We start from the raw sequence: 18913 nt of genomic DNA, 5'->3' as shown, positions 1-18913 counted from the left end.
GGCGCTAACCGAAATTTCGTTGTTCCGGCCCCAGTCTGGCCGGATGGGAGCGAAACGTCCGCAAACGTCGCGAAAAGCGACGACGGAGTCTCTGAAACTGGACAGCCCCTTCGAGCGGCTGACGGCGCTCGCCTGCGCCATGTTCGGGACGCCCCACGCCATGGTCGGAGTAATCGACGGCGAGCGAACCCTGTTCCGGGCCAACATCGGGCTGGACCAGACCGAACTGCCCCGCGAACTGACGGCGACTCACCTGATGGTCGCCATGGGCCCCGGCGCCGTCATGGTCATCGAGGACGCGCGGAAGGACGACCGGGTGCGCAACCACCCGATGGTGATCGGCAAGCCCGGCCTGCGCTTCTGCGCCGCCGCCACGGTCGCCAACGCCGCGGGAGAAGCTGTCGGCGCGATCGCGGTGATGGACACCCGGCCGCGCCCTACCCCTTCGGACGCGGAGATCGCCAATCTGAAGTTGCTGGCGCAGATGGCCGGCGAAATGATCGACCAGGCCGAGGTCGGCCGGCGTCAGTCGGAGCAGCTGAAGCTGCTGAGGCTGGCCGAGGAAATGGCCGGCGTGGGTCAGTGGCGAATGGACGCTGAAACCATGATGTCGACCTGGTCCGACCAGGTTTACCGGATCTACGGCGTTACCCCCGAGACGTTCGATCCGAACCTGGCGGACTCGCTGGCCTTTTTTCATCCCGACGACCGGGAGGGCATCCGACAGGCGGTGATGCACGGGCTGGCGACCGGCGAGGGGTTCCGGACCCGCGCCCGCCTGATCCGTCCGGACGGCGAGGAACGGGCGGTCGAGGCCAGCGCCGACACCGAACGAGGTCCCGATGGGCGGGTCGCGTCGATGTTCGGCGTGTTTCAGGACGTCACCGATCGCGATCTGGCGATCGAGCGCCTCACCGAGAGCGAGCGGCGCTTCCGGCTGCTGGCGTCGCGGGTGACGGACATCATCGTCACCTATGGGGTGGACGGGCTGGTGACCTATGTGTCCCCGTCGCTCGAGGCCGCGACCGGCTATCCGCCCGAGGCGCTGATCGGTCGGCCCGCCACCTCCCTGATCCATCCCGACGACGTCCCTGCCCTGACCGCAAGCTTCCGGGAGTTCGTCAAGGCGCCCCCGGAGTGGTCGCATCGCGGCGTGACCTACCGCGGCCTGCCGCGCGACGGCGAGGTGCGATGGTTCGAGGCCCGGACGTCGATCATCCGCGACGCCGAGGGACGGGTGGTGCAGTTCCAGGACGTGGTGCGCGACATCACGGAGACCAAGCGGCTGGAGGAGGCCCTGATCGAAGCCCGCGACCGCGCCGAGGCAGGGGCGCGGGCCAAGTCGGAATTCCTGGCCAATATGAGCCACGAGCTGAGAACGCCGCTGACCAGTGTGATCGGCTTTTCCGGACTGCTGCAGCAGAGCGCGACGCTGGAGGAAACGGAGCGGCGCTACGCCGACCGGATCGCGACGGCCAGCGAGGCCCTGCTGGGGGTCATCAACGACATTCTGGACTATTCCAAGCTCGAGGCCGGGGCCGTGCAGATGGAGACCCGCGCGTTCGACCCGCGCGCGATGGCGCAGGCCGCCGCGGCGATGATCGAGGGCCAGTGCGAGGTCAGGGGACTGACGCTGGCGGTGTCGCTGGATCCGGACTTGCCGCCCGCCCTGATCGGCGATGACGGCCGTCTGAGACAGGTGACGCTGAACTTCCTGTCGAACGCCGCGAAATTCACCAGCGAGGGGCAGGTCGCGCTGGCCGTATCGTGGACGGGAGAACGGCTGAGAGTGGCCGTGAGCGACACGGGCATCGGCATCGCCCCGGAGAAGATCGACGCCCTGTTCGAACGCTTCAGCCAGGCGGACAATTCCACCACCCGGGTCTATGGCGGCACCGGCCTGGGCCTGTCGATCTCGCGTCGCCTGATCGAGATGATGGGCGGCGAGATCGGCGCCGAGAGCCGGGCGGGAGAGGGTTCGACCTTCTGGTTCGAGGTTCCGTTGACGCCGGCCAAGGCGGTGGCGGGAGGCGGAACGACCGCCGCCGAGGCGCCCACCCCCGAGGGTCTGCGCATCCTGATGGCGGACGACGCAGCCGCGAACCGCGAGCTGGTGACCGCCATCCTGGGCGGCATGGGCGTGGCGCTGGAAACCGTCGAGGACGGCGCCCAGGCGGTCGAAGCGGCGCGCGAGGGCGGCTACGACCTGATCCTGATGGACGTCCATATGCCGGTGATGGACGGGCTGGACGCGACGCGGGCGATCCGGGCGCTCAAGGGCGCGGCGGGACGCATACCGATCATCGCCCTGACGGCCAATGTGCAGCCGGAACAGGTCGAGCGGTGCCGGCAGGCGGGCATGGACGACCATGTGGGCAAGCCAATCCAGGTGGCGGAACTGCTGCGGGTCATCGCCGCGCGACTGGAGCAGCGGGCGAGCCTGGGCGAGGCCGACGCCGCCTGACCGTTCCGCCGCGTGACGCTGTCGCCGGGAATATAGTCGCGTTGACGAAATTAAATTTCGTCAAATCAATCATTTGTACTTTTAAGACAACAATCTGCCAGCACAAGTGCGCTGGTCGGTTACTGTATGGGCATGGCGGGAAATCAGGACCGGCGCCGCGCTGACGCGGACCGCTCCCCCCTCGCCGCCGCCGCCAGAGGCAGGCCGGGCGTGCGGCTGATCTGACACGAGCTTTCGGGAAGGAAGAGGATGGCGAAGCTGCGCTGGCCAATGGGCCGCCGCGGGCGCGCGGACGCGCCCGAGATCAAGGACAGCCGGGCCGGGCCGCTGATCGCCCTGACGTCCGGAGGGCGGGCGCGGTGGACGCCGCGGGACTTTGCCCACCTGGCCGAGGAAGGGTTCGCCAGGAACGCCATCGCCTATCGTTGCGTGCGGATGATCGCGGAGGCCGCGGCGTCGACGCCGCTGACCGTGTTCGCCTCCGGCGTCCGGCGCGACGATCATCCGCTGGCGGCGCTGCTGGCTCGGCCGAACCCGGAGCAATCGGGCGCGGAGTGGCTGGAGGCGCTGTACGGCGCCCTGCAGACGGCGGGAAACGCCTATGCGGAAGCGGTCGGCGACAGAGGGATCGAAGAGCTTTGGACGCTGCGGCCGGACCGGGTGAAGGTGGTCCCGGGACGCGCGGGCTGGCCCGAGGCCTGGGAATATTCTGTGGACGGCCGGTCGATCCGGATCGGCCGGGCAGCCGACGGCTGGTCGCCGGTGATGCAGCTGAAGCTGTTTCACCCGACGGACGATCACTACGGATTTTCGCCGCTGGAGGCGGCGGCGTTCGCGATCGACGTGCACAACGCCTCGGGGGCCTGGAACAAGGCCCTGCTGGACAATGCGGCGCGGCCCTCGGGGGCGCTGGTCTATGCATCCCGGGACGGCGAGCGGCTGACGGCCGAGCAGTTCGAGGGACTGCGGGCCCAGGTCGAGGAGAGTCACGCGGGCACGATGAACGCCGGCCGGCCGATGATCCTGGAGGGCGGGCTGGACTGGAAGCCGATGAGCTGGACGCCAGCCGACATGGACTTCATCGCCGGCAAGCATGCCGCGGCGCGCGAGATCGCCCTGGCCTTCGGAGTGCCGCCGCAACTGCTGGGGATTCCGGGAGACGCGACCTACGCCAACTATCGCGAGGCCAATGCGGCTTTCTGGCGCGGGACGGTGGTTCCGCTCGTGAGAAAGACGGCGGCGGCGCTGACGGGGTGGCTGGGCGGACGGTTCGCGGGGGCGAGGATCGAGGCTGATCTGGACGGCCTGCCCGCACTACAGCCTGAACGGGACGCGCTGTGGGCGCGATTGAACGCGGCGACCTTCCTGACGGACGAGGAGCGGCGGCGGATGGCGGGGGTGGGAGACTGATGGAAACGATAAGGAAGATTCCCGTCGCGGTGATCGCCGCGCTGCTGGTGCAGACGATCGGGGCGCTGTTGTGGGCCGGCGGCGCCGCGGCGCGTATCGACGCGCTGGAGGAACGCGTCGGCGAGCAGCGACAGGTGGCGGAGCGACTGGCGCGACTGGAGGAGCAGAGTCTCGCCAACCGGGCGACGCTGGACCGGATCGAATGGCAGCTGGAGAGCGACCGGTGACGACAGCGTTCGTGGAAGCGGGTTTGGCTATCCACGGCTACGCCTCCCTCTGGGGCGTGGCCGATCTGAACGGGGACGTGGTCGGCCGCGGGGCCTTCGCGGCCAGTCTGGCGAGGACGGGCGTCAAGGGCGTGCGGATGCTGCACCAGCACGAGGGTCGGGCGGTCGTCGGCATCTGGGACGAGATGGTCGAGGACGAGCGCGGGTTGTTCGTCCGGGGAAGGATCATGGACTGGTCGGCCGAGGCGCGGTTCGCGCGGGCCCTGTCGAAGGCCGGTGCGCTGGATGGCCTGTCGATCGGCTTTCGCAGCAGCCGCGCCCGTCGGGACGGGCGGCTTCGGGTGCTGGTGGAGGTGGAGTTGTGGGAGGTGTCGCTGGTCACCTTTCCGATGCTGCCACAGGCGAGGTTCACGGTGCTCCAGGACCGCGGATAGCGGGCCGCGTTCAGCGCTGGGGCGGGCGATATTCGTACTGGCCGAAACGTCGCGCGGCGCGGGCGAGGACCGACAGGACAGGAGGACGGTTCAGGAACCGTCCCACGATGACGGCGATGACGGCGGCCAGGACGACGGGGACGTCGAAGAAGGCGACGGCGAACAGGGCGCCGACGCCGAGGACCACCCACAGGGCCACCTTGACCGAGGTCTGATCCGCCTTGTCCGGGGGGATGTCGGTCGGCGGCGTCTCGCTCGCGGTCGCGCCCGGCGAACCGAACAGGACGTCGATCAGGGGTTTCGGAGCCGCGTCGCCGGGGCCGCGCACACTGCCGATATCGAACAGTTGGGCGGCGACCGGGGGCGGCGGCTCGCGGTCGGGATGATGATGCAGGTTCAGCAGGGGGCCGGGCTGCATCAGGGCGGCGGGGTCGAAGGCCATGGAGTCGCCTTGGTCGTCGACGGTGAAGACCTGGTCGTAAGGGACGCGGGCGAAGTCGAGAGCGCGGGTGTCCTGGCCATAGGCGTCGCCGTGCAGCGCGATGAGCCGGCCGGCGACCAGTTCGGCCTGGAAGGCGACGGGGTCCGGCAGGTCGCCGACCATGGCGTGGACCGTGCCGAACCGGCCGGTCGGCGTCGTCAGCGGCGCCGGGCGGGCCCGATGGACGATGATCTCGGTGAACAGGCCCGAGCCGGTGTTGCGGCGGACGCCGGGCAGGGCTTCGGCGAACTGACCGGCGAGGTCCGGCGCGAGGTCGCGCAGGTCCCAGGCGAGGGCGTCGAGGATATCGGATTCGAGGGGGGTGAAATGCGCGCTCACTCGTCATCCCGCGGCGACAATTTTTCAAGAGGGCGGTTCACGCCCCGACCCTAACCGCAACCCGCGGTTCTTCAATCGGAGAGATCATGAAAGAGACCAAACAGGCCCCGGCCACGCCGGAGGCGCGCGCCGCCATGCACGAGATGATGGCGGCGTTCGAGGCGTTCAAAGGGGCCAATGACGCCCGGCTGGACGAGATCGAGCGGAAGAGCTCGGCGGATACGCTGCTGGAGGAGAAGGTGGCGCGGATCGACCAGGCGGTGGCCTCTGCGCAGGCGCGGCTGGACCGGGTGGTGAGCGAGGGAAGGCGGCCGGGGCTTGCCCCCTCCGGCGGCTTCGCCGCCACCTCCCCCATGAAGGGGGAGGAAAAGAGCGCGTTTGACGGCTATCTCAAGACGGGCCAGTCGTTCGGACTGGAGCTGAAGGCGGGGCTGTCGACGGCGTCGAATTCGGCCGGCTATGTCGTGCCGGAGCAGACCGAGCGGGCCATCGAGCGGCGGCTGATGGCGGGGTCGCCGATGCGCGAGATCGCCACGGTGCGGACGGTCGGGGCCGGGGTGTTCGGGAAGCCGGTGTCGACGGCGGGCGTGGCCTCGGGCTGGGTGGCCGAGACGGCGGCTCGGCCGGAGACGGACCCGGCGACGCTGGCGCTGCTGGAGTTCCCCTCGGCCGATCTCTACGCCAATCCGGCGGCGACCCAGTCGCTGCTGGACGACGCCCTGATCGACCTGGACGAATGGCTGGCGGCCGAGGTCGAGGACGCCTTCGCGGCGCAGGAGACCCAGGCCTTTGTCACCGGCGACGGGGTCAACAAGCCGAGGGGTTTCCTGGGCTACGACATCGTCGCCGAGGCCGACCATGAATGGGGCGAGATCGGCTATGTCGCGTCCGGCGCGGCGGGCGCCTTCGCGGCCGAGGATCCGACCGACCGGCTGATCGATCTGGTCTACGCGCCCAAGGCCCAGTACCGGCCGAACGGGCGGTTCGTGATGAACCGCAAGACGGTTTCCACCGTGCGCAAATTCAAGGACGCCGACGGCGCCTACATCTGGCAGCCGGCGCAGCGGGCAGGCGAGACGGCCAGCCTGCTGGGCTATCGGGTGACCGAGATCGAAACCATGCCGGACATCGGCGCCAACAGCGCGGCCATCGCTTTCGGGGATTTCCAGCGCGGCTATCTGATCGTGGATCGCGCGGGGGTGCGGGTGCTCAGGGATCCGTATTCGGCCAAGCCCTATGTGCTGTTCTACACGACCAAGCGGGTCGGCGGCGGGGTGCAGAATTTCGACGCCATCAAGGTGATGAAGTTCAGCGCGAGCTGATGCTCGCGTGGGCTTGGGGGGGGTAGGGCTTAGGGATTGGGAAGAGGGCGGACCAAGCCCTTCGACCCAAGACCTGAGCCCTCGTTTTCAACACAACGAGGTTCCCATGACCGCACCCGTCTCACTGGCGGAAGCGAAGCTGTTCCTGCGCGTCGGGCACGACGCCGAGGACGGGTTGATCCAGACGCTGATCGATGCTGCCCGGGCGCGGGTCGAAGGGGATGTCGGGCTGAGCCTGGCCTCGACCTCGCCCGCGCCGTTGCGGCTGGCGATCCTGATGCTGGCGCTGCGCGCCTTTGAGCGGGGCGATCGGGAGATGCCGGTCGCGCCCGTCGAAGGCTGGATCGCGCCATATCGCGTGGTGCGGTTGTGAAGGCGCTGGCGGAGCTGTTCGAGGGCGTCGAGACGGAGACGCCGTACGGCGGCCGGGCGGTCAGCTGGGAGCCGCTCGGGTCGGCCTGGCTGAAGCTGGGCGCGCGGCGGCGGCGCGAGAAGAGCGAGGCCGGCGGCGCGAGGGCGATCGAGTCGGTGACGGCGGAGACGCGGTCGGACGTGCGGCTGATCCCTCGGCGGATGCTGCGCTTCGGCGGCGCCGACTGGCGGATCGTCTCGGGAGAGGTGGTCGGCGGCCGGGCGATCCTGACCCTGGAGCGGATGCGATGAGCGCGCATGAACTGGCGCTGCAGAAGGCGCTGATCGTCCATCTGCGGGCGAATCCGGCGGTGCGGGCGCTGTTGGGCGAGGCGGCGCGGATTTGGGACGGGGCGCCAACGGACACCGCGTTCCCGCACCTGCTGATCGGGCGGAGCGAGAGCCGGCCCGTGGCCGCGGACGGGGGCGGCGTCGAGCACGCCCTGACGCTGACCGTGGCGTCGCGATTCCGCGGGACCGAGGAGGCCAAGGCCGTGATGGCGGCGGTGCGGCTGGCCCTGGACGATGCGATTCTGGAGGCCGACGGCGTGCGGACGGCGAGCCTAGGGGTCTCGTTCGCGGAGGTGTTCCCCAGCGCCGACGGGGCGCGGACATTTGCGGTGCTGCGGGTGCGGGCCGTCACGGAGGAGATGGAGACATGAGCGCACAACGCGGCAAGGACATCCTGCTGAAGATCGAGGGCGCGCCGGGCGTGTTCACGACGGTCGCGGGCCTGAGGACGCGGACCATCTCGCTGAACGCGCGGACTGTCGACGCGACTGATGGCGACAGCGCAGGACGCTGGCGCGAGCTGCTGGGCGGGGCGGGGGTCAGGTCGGCGGCGGTGGCGGGTCAGGGAATTTTCCGCGACGCCGCGTCGGACGCCCTGATCCGGGAGACCTTCTTCGACCAGGCGGCGCGGGTCTGGCGGCTGATCGTGCCGGACTTCGGCGTGCTGGAAGGCCCATTCCTGGTGGCGGCCCTGGAATACGCTGGCGAGCATGAGGGCGAGGCGACCTTCGCCATCAGCCTGGCGAGCGCGGGCCAAGTAACGTTCGCGGCGCTGTGATGGAAGCCAACGGGGCGCGGGGGGAGGTCACGGCGATGCTGGCCGGGGCCGAGCGGCGGCTGTGCCTGACCCTGGGCGCGCTGGCGGAGATCGAGACGGCGCTGGGGCTGGAGGGGCTGTCGGGCCTGGCGGAGCGGATGCGGGTGTTGTCGGCGCGGGATCTCCAGGCGGTGCTGTGGGCCCTGCTGAAGGCCGGAGGGGAGTGGGACCTGGCCGACAAGCCGGCGTTGGCGAGCGTCGATCCGCGCGAGGCCGCCGAGGCGGTGGCGAAGGCGTTCTCGGCGGCGGCCGGATGACTCCCTGGAGCGAGATGTTGCGGGTCGCGGCGAGGCTGGGCGTGGGACCGGAGGCGTTCTGGCGACTGTCGCTGCGGGAGTGGCGGATGCTGACGGAACGGCCGGGCCGGACGGCGCCGATTGGGCGCGAGGACCTGAGGCGGATGACGGAGGCGTGGCCGGATGACTGACACACTTGAACCGGCCGGGCTCGACGGGGTGCCGCGCAAGGCGGCCGAGGCGGCGGCGGCGCTGGAAGCGCTACGGGAGCCGGCGGAGCGAGCCGCGGCGTCGATCGAGGACGCCTTCGGCAAGGCCGGGGACGGGCTGGTCCGGTCGCTGGCGCGAGCGGCGGCGGACGGGGAAGTCAGCCTGGCCGAACTGGCGCGGGCGGTGCTGGCGGCGGTCAACGCGGCGTCGGGATCGGGGGGCGGGAACGGGCTTTCCGACGCCATCGCCCGGGCGGTCCAGACGATCTTCGCCGGGTCCCGCGCAGAGGGCGGACCAGTCCTCGGCGGCGGGGCCTATCTGGTCGGCGAGCGGGGACCTGAGGTGTTCCGGCCCGCAGCCGCCGGAGTGGTGGAGCCGGTGGGCGGGGGCGTCACCGTGAACGTGAGAGTCGACGGCGGCGCCCCGGGGTTGCTGCGGTCCGAAGCGCAGATCGCCCAGATGCTGGCGCGCGCCGTATCGCTGGGCGCGCGCCGGCTTTGAAGGTCAGGCGAAGGTGTCGGCGGTGTCGTCGACGGGGAATTTCGGATTGCGGCCGTACTGGTTCCGGCCCGGCTGGGTGTCGACGATGCCGATCCACAGCAGGAAGCCGAGATTGATCAGGATCAGCAGGCCGACGATGCCAAGCATCGGGCCCATCATGGCGAGGACGGCGGCGGGATCCTCCCGCTCAAGGGCTTCGGCGTTCATGACGGCCGACATCCCCATTGTGACGACGATCAGGACGATGCCCACGATGTTCGCGGCGAACGGAGCCAACACCCACCAGCCGGTCTTGCCCATGTCATGCAGGCGTTTCACCTGGATGGCGATATTGGGCCAGATCAGGATGAGGCCGATGAGCTGGCCGATGAAGGGGATCAGACCGACGACGAATCCCCCGAAGAACAAGATCACCCAGCTGATCCAGAAATGGGACCGGCGCAGACGGCCTTCGAAGGAGAACAGGGCCCAGCCGAAGTCGTAGCCGGCGGTGGAAGGGGCGGTGGCGTAACCCTGACCGGCGAAGGACGCAGGCGCGCCGCCCAGGCTCATGATGTCTGTGGCGACCCCGTCGGTTCCGACGAAGTCGACCTTCTCGCCGACCCGCAGGCTCGAGCGGCTGGAGCCTGCGGTGAAGGTGTAGCGGGCGCCGTCGTCGCCCGAGATCAGGCCGTCGCCCGAAATGCCGTCAAGGTTGATGACTTCGCCGCGCATGATTCCCCCTGGGTCCAGACCACACCCTGGCGGAGGGCCACGCGGCCCACAAGCCGTCGCCTCAGCTGAAAACGTCCGCCGTCGTGCGGCTCGACTGGCCGGGAACGGGGCCGTGCTTGTTGGTGCGGGCTTCGGACGGCAGCAGGGTGATGACGAAGGTGATCAGACCGCCGACGTACGGAATGAGTCCGAGCAGAATCAGCCAACCGGTCAGACCGACGTCGTGAAAGCGGCGGATCGAAACGCAAATGCCGGGGATGACGAAGAACAGGTAGACGACCCCTGCCAGGAGAGCGAACAGTCCGATCGTCAGGGACGCGGCGTCGCTGGGCGTCCCGCTGCTCGCCGTGGCGGCGAGGCCGATGCAGACGATCAGCGGAACAGCCAGGATCAGAGCCTGAAACAGCAGGAAATACCAGTACTCCCTCCGGCGCGCGCGACCGTGGCCATCGGCGTATTTGGCGAGGCAACGGGTGAAGTACCGCCAGGGGCTGAGCGTGTCGCCGTCGACGCGGGCCGAGGATGGGGGCGGTTCGGTCCTCAGCAGACAGACGCCGGTCGCGACGCTGTCGGAGATCACGAAATCGACCCGCTGGCCAGGCCGGAGCAGGTCGCGTTGCATCAAACCGGTCCGGTCGAACGGATAGCGCAGGCCGTCGTCGCCGCTGATCAGGCCCTCGCCGGAGGCGTCATTGAAGTCCAGTATCTCGCCGCGCACGCCCCCGCCCCGGAATCGACAGTCGAAGCGACCGCCGCGCACCCTGGCTCATGGCGCGGTGGTCGACAACTGCAAGTATAGTCGTCAGAGGCCCTTCGGATTCGGCCCGAAGCGATTGTCGCCGGGCTGGCCGTCGGTCAGGCCGATCCAGAGCAGGAAGCCGAGGTTGACCAGGGCGAGCAGGGCGAACAGGCCCAGGGCCGGGCCGAGAAGGGCCAGGACAGCGGCCGGATCCTCGCGTTCAAGGGCGGCGGCGTTGGCGAAGGCCGACACCCCCATGAGGGCGACGCCGACGAATACGCCGACGATGCTGATCGCCCAGGGAATGGCGACCAGCCAGCCGCTCTTGCCCATGTCGTGAAGCCGCTTCACCGAAATGGCCAGGTTCGGCCAGATCAGGGCGATCGAGATCACGCCGCCGATCAGGGGAATCCAGCCGGCGACCACGCCGACGCCCAGGCAGATCAGCCAACCGATCCAGAAGTGCGAGCGGCGCGTGCGTCCTTCGAATGAAAACAGGAGCTTCTGCCAATCGAAGCTCTGAATCTGGTTTGAACCCTCAAGCGTCATAACGCCCTCCCGTGCGTCGGACCCGTGTCCGCGAGCCTGAGGATGACCGAACGCCGCTCGCCCGACAAGCGAAAGTGGAACCTGGCGGGCACGGAACAGGAAGGGGATTCTGATGGCGTTTCACGAGGTGAGGCTGCCCGCGCGGCTGGCGTTCGGATCGACCGGCGGGGTGGAGCGGAGAACGGAGATCGTAACCCTGGGCTCCGGGTTCGAGCGGCGGTCGACGCCCTGGGCGCAAGGGCGGCGGCGATATCTGATCGGGACCAATCTGAGGTCGTTGGACGACATGGCGGCGCTGACCGGCTTCTTCGAGGCGCGGAGGGGACGGCTGTACGGTTTCCGGTTTCGGGACTTCGCCGACTTCAAGTCCTGCGCGCCGGGGGAGGCGGTCGGGCCGCTGGATCAGGCGCTGGGCGAGGGGGACGGGATGCGAACGACGTTCCAGCTGGGGAAGCGGTATGGCGTGGGCGAGGACGCGCTTGAGCGGCGGATCGCCAAGCCGGTCGAGGGCACAGTGCGGATCGCCATCGGCGGAGTCGAACTGGACCTGGAGGCGTTCGTGGTCGACGCGGCGACCGGGCTGGTGACGCTCGACGCGGCGCCCGGCGCAGGCGCGGCGGTCTCGGCCGGGTTCGAGTTCGACACGCCCGTGCGCTTCGACACCGACCGGATCGAGGTGACGCTGGAAACCTTCGAGGCCGGGCGGATGGCGGCCGTGCCGCTGATCGAGGTGCGGGTCTGAGACATGCGAACGATACCGGAGGAGATGGCCGCCCGCATCGAGAGCGGGGCGGCGACGCTTTGCCATGTCTGGCTGCTGCGACGCCCGGACGGCTTCGAACTGGGGTTCACCGATCATGATCGCGACCTGACGATCGAGGGAATTCCGTGCCGGGCCGCGAGCGGCTGGACCGCCGGGGCGGCGGATAGCGCCGTGGGGTTCAGCGCGGGGTCGGCGGCGGTCGCGGGCGGGCTGGACGATACGGCGATCACCGACGCTGAGGTCGAGAGCGGACTGTACGACGGCGCGTCGGTCGCGCTGTGGCGGGTGGACTGGGCGCGGCCGGACCTGCGGCTCCCGCTGTGGTCTGCGACGCTGGCGCGCATCCGGCGCGACGGAGCGGGGTTCACGGCGGACCTGGAAGGGCCGCTGGCGAAGCTGGAACGGGTGGTCGGCCGGACCTATGGGCGCGAGTGCGACGCGATGCTGGGTGACGGGCGGTGCGGCGTCGATCTGGACGCGTTTCCCGGCGCCGTTTGCGACAAGCGATGGGCGACCTGCGTCGGGACGTTCGCGAACGGGCTCAACTTCCAGGGGTTTCCGGACATTCCGGGCGATGACTTCCTGATGGCGGCGCCGGTCGAGGGCGGACGCAACGACGGCGGGAGCCGGCGATGAGGGCGGCGGTGACTGCCGCGCGCGGCTGGCTGGGAACGCCGTACCGGCATCAGGCCAGCGTGAAGGGCGAGGGAGCGGACTGCCTGGGTCTGATCCGCGGCGTGTGGCGAGAGCTGGTCGGCGCCGAGCCCGAGAGTCCGCCGCCCTACCGGCCTGACTGGGCGGAGGTTGGGGGCGAGGAGACCTTGCTCATGGAGGCGCGACGGTGGCTGACCGAGATCCCGGTCGCCCGGGCTGCTGTGGGGGATGTGGTGCTGTTTCGCATGGCGCCCGGCTGTCCGGCCAAACACTGCGCGATCCTGAGCGACACGGGGGGACCGGAGCCGAGGATGATCCACGCCTACTGGGGGCGGGCGGTCGTGGAAAGCTGGATGGGGGCCTGGTGGCGCCGGCGGCTGGTCGCGGCCTTCAGCTGGCCCGGCGCCGAACCCTTCAGGGAGGATTGAGAATGGCGCAGGTGATCCTGAGCAGCGTGGGGCAGGCCGTCGGCGGGCCGATCGGCGCCGTGATCGGTTCGACCCTCGGGCGCGCCATCGATCAGCGGGTGATCTCGAGCCTTGAGCCGGCGCGACAGAAGGGCCCGCGACTGGAGACGCTGAAGGTGCAGGGGACGGCGGAGGGCGCGCCGATGGCCTGCGTGTTCGGGCGGGCGCGCGTGACCGGACAGGTGATCTGGGCGGCGCGATTCCGGGAGGCGCGCCACACGGAATCGGCGGGCAAGGGCGGGCCGAGGACGATTGAATACGCCTATTCGCTGAGCTTCGCCGTGGCCCTGTGCGAAGGCGAGATCGACGGGATCGGGCGGGTGTGGGCCGACGGGCGTCCGATGGACCTGTCGGGCCTGACGATGCGGGTGCATCGGGGCGGAGAGGGGCAGACGCCCGACCCGCTGATCGAGGCGATCGAGGGGGCGGCGCCGGCCTATCGGGGCACAGCCTATGTGGTGTTCGAGGATCTGCCGCTGGGGCCGTACGGCAACCGTCCGCCGCAGCTGGCCTTCGAGGTGTTCCGGCGAGCGCGGGGAGATGCGCCGCGGCTGGAGGACCGGCTGGAAGGCGTGTGTCTGATCCCCGGCGCCGGAGAGTTCGTGCTGGCGACCGAGCCGGTGATGCGGCGCGAAGGATTGACCCGGACGACGCCCGAGAACCTGCACGCGGCGGTGGGGCGAACAGATCTCGCGGTTTCGCTGGACCAGCTGCTGTCGCAATGCCCGAATCTGAAGCGGGTCAGCCTGGTGGTCGGCTGGTTCGGCGACGACCTGAGAGCCGGGCACTGTACGATCCGGCCGGGCGTCGAGCGGGCGGACAAGCCGACGGAGCCCCTGACGTGGTCGGTCGCGGGGCTGAACCGGGCGGAGGCGCACCTGATCTCGCAGAGAGACAGCGGCCCGGCCTATGGCGGAACGCCGTCGGATGACAGCGTGCGGCAGGCGGTTTCGGAGCTGAAGGCGCGGGGGCTGGAGGTGACCCTGTATCCGTTCGTCTTCATGGACGTAGCGGCGGGGAACGGACTGCCCGATCCGTACGGCGGGGCCGAACAGGCGGCCTATCCCTGGCGGGGCCGCGTCCGGGGCGTGGACGGCGCGGGCGCGACGGCCGACGTCGAGGCGATGTTTGGCCCGGCGGACGGATGGGGTCTGCGGCGGCTGGCGCTCCATTATGCAGCCCTGGCTGAAGAAACCGGGGCCGACGGCCTGTTGATCGGCTCGGAGATGCGCGGGCTGACGACGACGAGGGACGCGGACGGCGGATTTCCGGCGGTGGCGCAGCTGCGGACGCTGGCGGCGGAATGCCGGGCCGTGGTCGGGCCGGAGGTGGCGATCAGCTATGCCGCCGACTGGTCCGAATATGCGGGGCTGCGCGACGGCGGCGAGGTGGCGTTTCATCTCGATGCGCTCTGGGCGGACGCCAATATCGATTACGTCGGCGTCGACTGGTATCCGCCATTGGGCGACTGGCGCTCCGGCGACGGAGGCCTGGACGGCGAGGCCTTCGCCGGGCCGGACGATGCGGCCTATCTGGCCGCGCAGGTCGTCGGCGGCGAGGGGTTCGACTGGTTCTACGCCTCGGATACTGACCGGGCGGCTCAGGTGCGGACGCCGATCACGGATACGGCGCATGGCGAGGACTGGGTGTTCCGGGTCAAGGACCTGAAGGGGTGGTGGTCGAATGCGCATCACGACCGTCCCGGCGGAGCGAGGAACGCCTCGCCGACGGCGTGGACGCCGGGCATGAAACCGATCCGGTTGACGGAGTTCGGCTGCGCGGCGGTGGATCGGGGCGGCAATGCGCCGAACCTGTTTCTGGACCCCAAGAGCGCCGAAAGCGCCCTGCCGCCCTTCTCGACCGGCGGGCGGGACGACCGGATGCAAAGGAGGGTGCTGGAGGCCGTGATCGAGCATTTCCAGGAGCCGGGAAACAATCCCGTGTCGTCGGTCTATGGCGGACCCATGCTGGCGGCGGAGGACGTCTGGTGCTGGGATGCGCGACCCTGGCCGGCCTTCCCGGGGCGCGAGGAGGTCTGGGCCGACGCGGGAGGCTGGCGCACCGGGCACTGGCTGAACGGGCGGCTGGCGGGAGAGACGCGCGACCTGATCGCCGCGGTGTTGAGGCGCGGCGGACTGGCGGACGGGGATTTCGAGATCGGCGGCTTCGCCGGCGAGGTGCAGGGCTATGTGATCGATCGGCCGATGCGGAGCCGGGACGCGCTGGAGCCATTGCTGGCCGGCCTGGGTCTGGTCGCGGCCGAGCGGGGTGGTCGGGTGGCGGTGATCGGGGGGGAGGCGGCAGTCGCCTCGCTGACCCTCGGCGAGCTGGCGTTGCCGGACGAGGGCGCGAGCCTGCGGGTCGAGCGGGTGCTGGAGCCCGGAGCCAGCGCGGCGCGTGTGCGGTACATCGACGGCGACGCCGGGTACCAGACCGGATCGGTGGTCATTCGGTCGGACGGCCAGGGCGGCGGGGTCGATCTGGATCTGCCCGCGGTGTGTTCCGGCGCCCTGGCGAGGTCGGCGGCGGAACGGGCGTTGGAGGCCGGAGGGGCGGATCGGCTGATGGTCTTGCCCGGGCCGGTCGAGGCGATGGCGCTGGAACCCGGAGACACGGTGATGGTCGAGGGGCGCGGCGGCGCCTGGCGGGTGATGCGGCTGGACCTCGACGAGACTCCGTCGGTGGTGCTGGAGCCCCTGTCTACCGTCTTGGTCGGGGAGGACGACGGGCGGCCGACGGCGGGCGAAGCTTCCGCCGTCCCGGGAGCTCCCTTCTTCCGGATGATCGAACTGCCGCCGCTGATCGGAAGCGAGAATGACGGGCGGCCGATAGCGGTCACGGCGGCGGACCCATGGCGGCCGATGCGGGTGTTCGCGGGCGCTTCCGCAGAAGCGCTGACTGCGCGGGGCGACATCGCCGACCCGGCCACAGTGGGCGTGCTGATGCAGGCGCTACCCCGGGGTGTGCGGCATCGGTGGGACGAGACCAACACCCTGTTGGTGCGGGTCGAGGGACGGACGCCCGAGAGTCTGGCGGCGACGGCGGTGTTCGCGGGCGGCAATGCGGCGGCGATTGAAACCGCCACGGGTTGGGAACTGGTGCAGTTCCGGTCGGCGATGCTGGTGGGCGAGGGAGTCTGGCGCCTCACGGGTCTGCTGCGAGGGCAACAGGGGACTGAAGCCGAGGGCGCCGCGAGCGGCGGGCTGGTGGTGTTTCTGGACCGGACTCCGGCTCGGGCGGCATCGCCGCGCGCCGAGCGGGGCCTGCCGTTGATCTGGCGCGCCGGTCCGGCGGGCGGCCCGGCCGGGGGCGCGCGCGTGAGCGAGATCGGTTTCACCGCCACGGGCGTGCACGACCGGCCCTGGGCGCCGGCCCATCTGCGAGCGACGGCGCGCGCGGACGGCGGGTTCGACCTGGGCTGGATTGCGCGGTCCCGGATCGACGGCGATCGCTGGGACGGCGAGGCGATCGCCGGGGACCCGCCGCGCTTCCGGGTGCGCGTGATGGACGGAGGCAGCGAGGCGCGTGTGTTGGAGGTCGAGATGGCCGGGGCCGTCTATGCGGCGGCGGATGCGGCGGCCGACTTTCCGGGTGGATTCGGCGCCGGCGTCACGATCGCGGTTTCGCAGTGGGGGTCGGGATATGGCTGGGGCGCCGAGGCCCGCCTCGCCCTGAGTCAGTGATTTGTCCGGTCTCTCTTTGCGTGGCGGCCGCGATGCCCTAACTGACGCACTCGGCTTTCGGTGGAGCGGCATTCGACGTGGCGGGCGATCCCTACAAGGAACTGGGCGTTTCAAGGGGCGCAAGCGCGGACGAAATCAAGAAGGCGTTCCGCAAGCTCGCCAAGGAACTCCATCCCGACAAGAATCCGGGCAACACTGCGGCCGATGAGCGGTTCAAGCGCATCACCGCGGCCTTCGACCTGCTCGGCGACAAGGACAAGCGCGCCAAATTCGACCGCGGGGAGATCGACGCCGACGGGCGCGAGCAATTCCGCGGTTTCGGCGGCAGTCAGGCGCGCGGCGGCCCGGGCGCCAATCCCTTCGGCCAGGGCGGGGCGAGACAGCAAGGCTTCGAGAACATCGATCTGGACGAATTGTTCGGCGGCATGTTCGGCGGCGCGGCGCGGCCGGGCGGCGCGCGGACCGGCGGGTTCGCTCCACGCGGGCAGGACGTCAAGGCGACGCTGGAGATCAGCCTTGAGGATTCGATTTCGGGTGCGACGCGGCGCATCCAGTTTTCGGACGGAAGGATGCTGGACGTAGCGATCCCCAAGGGCGCAGGCGACGGGCAGACCATCCGGCTGAAGGGCCAGGGCGCGTCGGGGCGCGGTGGCCCGGCGGGCGACGCCCTGATCGAGCTGAAAGTGGCGAAACACCCGATCTTCACCCGCGACGGGGCTGACCTGACGATGGATCAGCCCGTGACGCTGTACGACGCGGTGCTGGGGGGCAAGGTCCCGGTGCGGACGCCGGAGGGCACGGTCAGCATGACGATTCCCGCGGGTTCCAGTTCAGGCAGGGTGCTGAGGCTCAAGGGGCGCGGGGCGTTCGAGAACGGGCGGCGCGGCGATTTGTTGGCCAGGCTGATGATCGTCCTGCCCGAGGACACTTCCGAACTGACGAAACTGGCGCACGACGCGCGCGACAAGGGGCCCATGCGGCCGTTCCGTGACTGATGGCGAACCGACCGAACATCAAGCCCGAAAGACCGTGGTTCTCGTCGGGCCCGACGGCCAAGCGGCCCGGGTGGTCGTCGCAGGCGATTCCGCATGAGCTGCTCGGTCGCGGCATCCGCGCGCCGGAGGTGGTGGAGCGGTTCGCCCATGGCCTGGGGCTGACGCGCGATCTGCTGCAGGTTCCGGCCGACTGGGTCATGGTCTATGTCCCCGGATCCGACACGGGAGCGGTCGAGGCCGCCATGTGGTCGATGCTGGGCGAGCGTCCGGTCCAGGTGCTGGCGTTCGAGAATTTCGGCAAGGTCTGGGCCACCGACGCGGTCGAGCACCTGAAGCTGGACCCCGAGGTTCTGACGGCGCCGTGGGGCGAGTGGCCCGATACCTCGAAGGTGGATCCGGCCAGGGACCTGGTGTTCCCCTGGAACGGCACGACGTCGGGCGTCTGTGCGCCGAACGCCGACTTCATCTCCGGGGACCGCGAGGGCCTGGTGATCTGCGACGCCACTTCGGCGGCCTTCGCCATGCCCCTGCCCTGGGCGAAGCTGGATGTCGTAACCTTCAGCTTCCAGAAGGCGCTGGGCGGGGAGGCGGGATTGGGCGTCGCCGCCTTGTCGCCCCGGGCGGTCGAACGACTGGACCGCTATGAGCCGCCCCGGCCCGTGCCGAAGGTGTTGCGCCTGCGCGACGGCAAGGGGTTCGACCGGCTGCTGGCCAGCGGTTCGATGCTGAACACGTTTTCGGTCTGGACCCTGGAGGACTGGATCGACGGCGTGGAATGGGGGCTGTCGGTCGGCGGGCTGGAGGCCCTGATCGCCCGGACGCAGGCCAATGCCGCCGCGCTGGATCAATGGGTCCGGCGAACGGACTGGATCGAGTATCTGGCCGGAAACCCGGCGACGCGGTCGACGACCTCGGTGTGTCTGAAGATCGTCGATCCGCGCGTGGCCGGAATGGCCGAGGATGACCGACAGGCGCTCGTCAGGCGGATGAAGGCCCTGGTCGAGGGCGAGGGCGCGGCCTTCGATATCGAGAGCCACCGCAATGCTCCGGCCGGTCTGCGCATCTGGTGCGGCTGCACCGTGGATGTCGCGGATATAGAGGCGCTGACGCCCTGGCTTGACTGGGCGTTCGAGACGGCGCTGGCGGAATAATCCTCGACGCCGGGACGACACCCGATGATTCCCCGGCTATAGGCTGCGCCCGCGT

At 70.0% G+C, this 18913-nt stretch carries 22 protein-coding genes; 18 read left to right on the top strand and 4 right to left on the bottom strand.

The window, feature by feature from the left end; all coding sequences use genetic code 11:
* The first annotated feature begins 43 nt into the window (after positions 1-43).
* The 4 genes from Q8Q71_RS04115 (at position 44) to Q8Q71_RS04100 (ending at position 4535) form a co-directional block, all read left to right on the top strand.
* The gene (locus Q8Q71_RS04115; RefSeq protein ID WP_305758367.1) at positions 44-2464 is read left to right on the top strand and encodes a PAS domain-containing protein; all 2421 of its coding nucleotides are present in this window, start codon (positions 44-46) and stop codon (positions 2462-2464) included.
* Positions 2465-2713: 249 nt separating this feature from the next.
* Entirely contained in the window at positions 2714-3874 is a 1161-nt protein-coding gene (locus Q8Q71_RS04110) for a phage portal protein (RefSeq protein WP_305758366.1), read from the top strand.
* Complete coding sequence (locus Q8Q71_RS04105) at positions 3874-4101, top strand: hypothetical protein (RefSeq protein WP_305758365.1); 228 nt, start codon at positions 3874-3876, stop codon at positions 4099-4101. Before Q8Q71_RS04110 ends, Q8Q71_RS04105 begins: the two co-directional genes overlap by 1 nt.
* Positions 4098-4535, top strand: a complete 438-nt coding sequence (locus Q8Q71_RS04100; protein WP_305758364.1) for an HK97 family phage prohead protease — start codon at positions 4098-4100, stop codon at positions 4533-4535. The genes Q8Q71_RS04105 and Q8Q71_RS04100 overlap by 4 nt, the downstream gene beginning before the upstream one ends.
* A gap of 10 nt (positions 4536-4545) precedes the next feature.
* Here the strand turns inward: Q8Q71_RS04100 and Q8Q71_RS04095 are convergent, their stop codons facing one another.
* Entirely contained in the window at positions 4546-5355 is an 810-nt protein-coding gene (locus Q8Q71_RS04095; RefSeq protein ID WP_305758363.1) for a hypothetical protein, read from the bottom strand.
* An 86-nt stretch (positions 5356-5441) separates the two neighbouring features.
* Between Q8Q71_RS04095 and Q8Q71_RS04090 the strand changes: the two genes are divergently transcribed.
* The 8 genes from Q8Q71_RS04090 to Q8Q71_RS04055 all read left to right on the top strand — a co-directional run bounded on the left by Q8Q71_RS04090 (position 5442) and on the right by Q8Q71_RS04055 (position 9143).
* Complete coding sequence (locus Q8Q71_RS04090; RefSeq protein ID WP_305758362.1) at positions 5442-6677, top strand: phage major capsid protein; 1236 nt, start codon at positions 5442-5444, stop codon at positions 6675-6677.
* A 106-nt stretch (positions 6678-6783) separates the two neighbouring features.
* Positions 6784-7050, top strand: coding sequence for a head-tail connector protein (locus Q8Q71_RS04085; RefSeq protein WP_305758361.1), 267 nt, complete (start codon positions 6784-6786; stop codon positions 7048-7050).
* Entirely contained in the window at positions 7047-7340 is a 294-nt protein-coding gene (locus Q8Q71_RS04080; RefSeq protein WP_305758360.1) for a head-tail adaptor protein, read from the top strand. The genes Q8Q71_RS04085 and Q8Q71_RS04080 overlap by 4 nt, the downstream gene beginning before the upstream one ends.
* On the top strand, positions 7337-7750 hold the full coding sequence (locus tag Q8Q71_RS04075) for a DUF3168 domain-containing protein (protein WP_305758359.1): 414 nt from the start codon (positions 7337-7339) through the stop codon (positions 7748-7750). The genes Q8Q71_RS04080 and Q8Q71_RS04075 overlap by 4 nt, the downstream gene beginning before the upstream one ends.
* Positions 7747-8157: a phage major tail protein, TP901-1 family gene (locus tag Q8Q71_RS04070; RefSeq protein WP_305758358.1), complete on the top strand. Its 411-nt coding sequence runs from the start codon at positions 7747-7749 to the stop codon at positions 8155-8157. The genes Q8Q71_RS04075 and Q8Q71_RS04070 overlap by 4 nt, the downstream gene beginning before the upstream one ends.
* Entirely contained in the window at positions 8157-8453 is a 297-nt protein-coding gene (locus Q8Q71_RS04065; RefSeq protein ID WP_305758357.1) for a GTA-gp10 family protein, read from the top strand. Before Q8Q71_RS04070 ends, Q8Q71_RS04065 begins: the two co-directional genes overlap by 1 nt.
* Positions 8450-8623 (top strand): phage tail assembly chaperone, encoded by a 174-nt coding sequence (locus Q8Q71_RS04060; RefSeq protein WP_305758356.1) that lies wholly within the window; start codon positions 8450-8452, stop codon positions 8621-8623. Before Q8Q71_RS04065 ends, Q8Q71_RS04060 begins: the two co-directional genes overlap by 4 nt.
* Complete coding sequence (locus tag Q8Q71_RS04055) at positions 8616-9143, top strand: phage tail tape measure protein (protein ID WP_305758355.1); 528 nt, start codon at positions 8616-8618, stop codon at positions 9141-9143. The genes Q8Q71_RS04060 and Q8Q71_RS04055 overlap by 8 nt, the downstream gene beginning before the upstream one ends.
* Before the next feature lie 3 nt (positions 9144-9146).
* Here the strand turns inward: Q8Q71_RS04055 and Q8Q71_RS04050 are convergent, their stop codons facing one another.
* The 3 genes from Q8Q71_RS04050 to Q8Q71_RS04040 form a co-directional block, all read right to left on the bottom strand.
* Entirely contained in the window at positions 9147-9857 is a 711-nt protein-coding gene (locus tag Q8Q71_RS04050) for a DUF805 domain-containing protein (RefSeq protein ID WP_305758354.1), read from the bottom strand.
* Between the two features lie 61 nt (positions 9858-9918).
* Entirely contained in the window at positions 9919-10575 is a 657-nt protein-coding gene (locus Q8Q71_RS04045; RefSeq protein WP_305758353.1) for a DUF805 domain-containing protein, read from the bottom strand.
* An 84-nt stretch (positions 10576-10659) separates the two neighbouring features.
* Positions 10660-11145 carry a DUF805 domain-containing protein gene (locus Q8Q71_RS04040; protein WP_305758352.1) on the bottom strand — a complete coding sequence of 162 codons (486 nt, stop codon included), beginning with the start codon at positions 11143-11145 and terminating at the stop codon, positions 10660-10662.
* Positions 11146-11257: 112 nt separating this feature from the next.
* Between Q8Q71_RS04040 and Q8Q71_RS04035 the strand changes: the two genes are divergently transcribed.
* From Q8Q71_RS04035 to Q8Q71_RS04010, 6 genes are all read left to right on the top strand, one after another.
* Entirely contained in the window at positions 11258-11887 is a 630-nt protein-coding gene (locus tag Q8Q71_RS04035) for a DUF2460 domain-containing protein (RefSeq protein WP_305758351.1), read from the top strand.
* A gap of 3 nt (positions 11888-11890) precedes the next feature.
* Entirely contained in the window at positions 11891-12544 is a 654-nt protein-coding gene (locus Q8Q71_RS04030) for a DUF2163 domain-containing protein (RefSeq protein WP_305758350.1), read from the top strand.
* Between the two features lie 8 nt (positions 12545-12552).
* On the top strand, positions 12553-12990 hold the full coding sequence (locus tag Q8Q71_RS04025) for an NlpC/P60 family protein (RefSeq protein WP_305758349.1): 438 nt from the start codon (positions 12553-12555) through the stop codon (positions 12988-12990).
* A gap of 2 nt (positions 12991-12992) precedes the next feature.
* Complete coding sequence (locus tag Q8Q71_RS04020) at positions 12993-16712, top strand: glycoside hydrolase/phage tail family protein (RefSeq protein ID WP_305758348.1); 3720 nt, start codon at positions 12993-12995, stop codon at positions 16710-16712.
* 77 nt (positions 16713-16789) lie between these two features.
* Positions 16790-17707, top strand: a complete 918-nt coding sequence (locus tag Q8Q71_RS04015; RefSeq protein ID WP_305758347.1) for a J domain-containing protein — start codon at positions 16790-16792, stop codon at positions 17705-17707.
* Entirely contained in the window at positions 17707-18858 is a 1152-nt protein-coding gene (locus tag Q8Q71_RS04010) for a phosphoserine transaminase (protein ID WP_305758346.1), read from the top strand. Before Q8Q71_RS04015 ends, Q8Q71_RS04010 begins: the two co-directional genes overlap by 1 nt.
* The last annotated feature ends 55 nt before the right edge of the window (positions 18859-18913 follow it).

This window comes from Brevundimonas sp. (assembly GCF_030704825.1).
Taxonomy (GTDB): domain Bacteria; phylum Pseudomonadota; class Alphaproteobacteria; order Caulobacterales; family Caulobacteraceae; genus Brevundimonas.
The sequence above is the reverse complement of the archived record's forward strand: the minus strand, read 5'-3'. Positions and strand labels throughout refer to the sequence as shown.

Coding starts and splice junctions, on each gene's coding strand:
- Q8Q71_RS04115 (WP_305758367.1), top strand. CDS start 44: ATGGGAGCGAAACGTCCGCAAACGTCGCGAAAAGCGACGACGGAGTCT.
- Q8Q71_RS04110 (WP_305758366.1), top strand. CDS start 2,714: ATGGCGAAGCTGCGCTGGCCAATGGGCCGCCGCGGGCGCGCGGACGCG.
- Q8Q71_RS04105 (WP_305758365.1), top strand. CDS start 3,874: ATGGAAACGATAAGGAAGATTCCCGTCGCGGTGATCGCCGCGCTGCTG.
- Q8Q71_RS04090 (WP_305758362.1), top strand. CDS start 5,442: ATGAAAGAGACCAAACAGGCCCCGGCCACGCCGGAGGCGCGCGCCGCC.
- Q8Q71_RS04085 (WP_305758361.1), top strand. CDS start 6,784: ATGACCGCACCCGTCTCACTGGCGGAAGCGAAGCTGTTCCTGCGCGTC.
- Q8Q71_RS04075 (WP_305758359.1), top strand. CDS start 7,337: ATGAGCGCGCATGAACTGGCGCTGCAGAAGGCGCTGATCGTCCATCTG.
- Q8Q71_RS04070 (WP_305758358.1), top strand. CDS start 7,747: ATGAGCGCACAACGCGGCAAGGACATCCTGCTGAAGATCGAGGGCGCG.
- Q8Q71_RS04065 (WP_305758357.1), top strand. CDS start 8,157: ATGGAAGCCAACGGGGCGCGGGGGGAGGTCACGGCGATGCTGGCCGGG.
- Q8Q71_RS04060 (WP_305758356.1), top strand. CDS start 8,450: ATGACTCCCTGGAGCGAGATGTTGCGGGTCGCGGCGAGGCTGGGCGTG.
- Q8Q71_RS04055 (WP_305758355.1), top strand. CDS start 8,616: ATGACTGACACACTTGAACCGGCCGGGCTCGACGGGGTGCCGCGCAAG.
- Q8Q71_RS04050 (WP_305758354.1), bottom strand. CDS start 9,857: ATGCGCGGCGAAGTCATCAACCTTGACGGCATTTCGGGCGACGGCCTG.
- Q8Q71_RS04040 (WP_305758352.1), bottom strand. CDS start 11,145: ATGACGCTTGAGGGTTCAAACCAGATTCAGAGCTTCGATTGGCAGAAG.
- Q8Q71_RS04035 (WP_305758351.1), top strand. CDS start 11,258: ATGGCGTTTCACGAGGTGAGGCTGCCCGCGCGGCTGGCGTTCGGATCG.
- Q8Q71_RS04030 (WP_305758350.1), top strand. CDS start 11,891: ATGCGAACGATACCGGAGGAGATGGCCGCCCGCATCGAGAGCGGGGCG.
- Q8Q71_RS04020 (WP_305758348.1), top strand. CDS start 12,993: ATGGCGCAGGTGATCCTGAGCAGCGTGGGGCAGGCCGTCGGCGGGCCG.
- Q8Q71_RS04010 (WP_305758346.1), top strand. CDS start 17,707: ATGGCGAACCGACCGAACATCAAGCCCGAAAGACCGTGGTTCTCGTCG.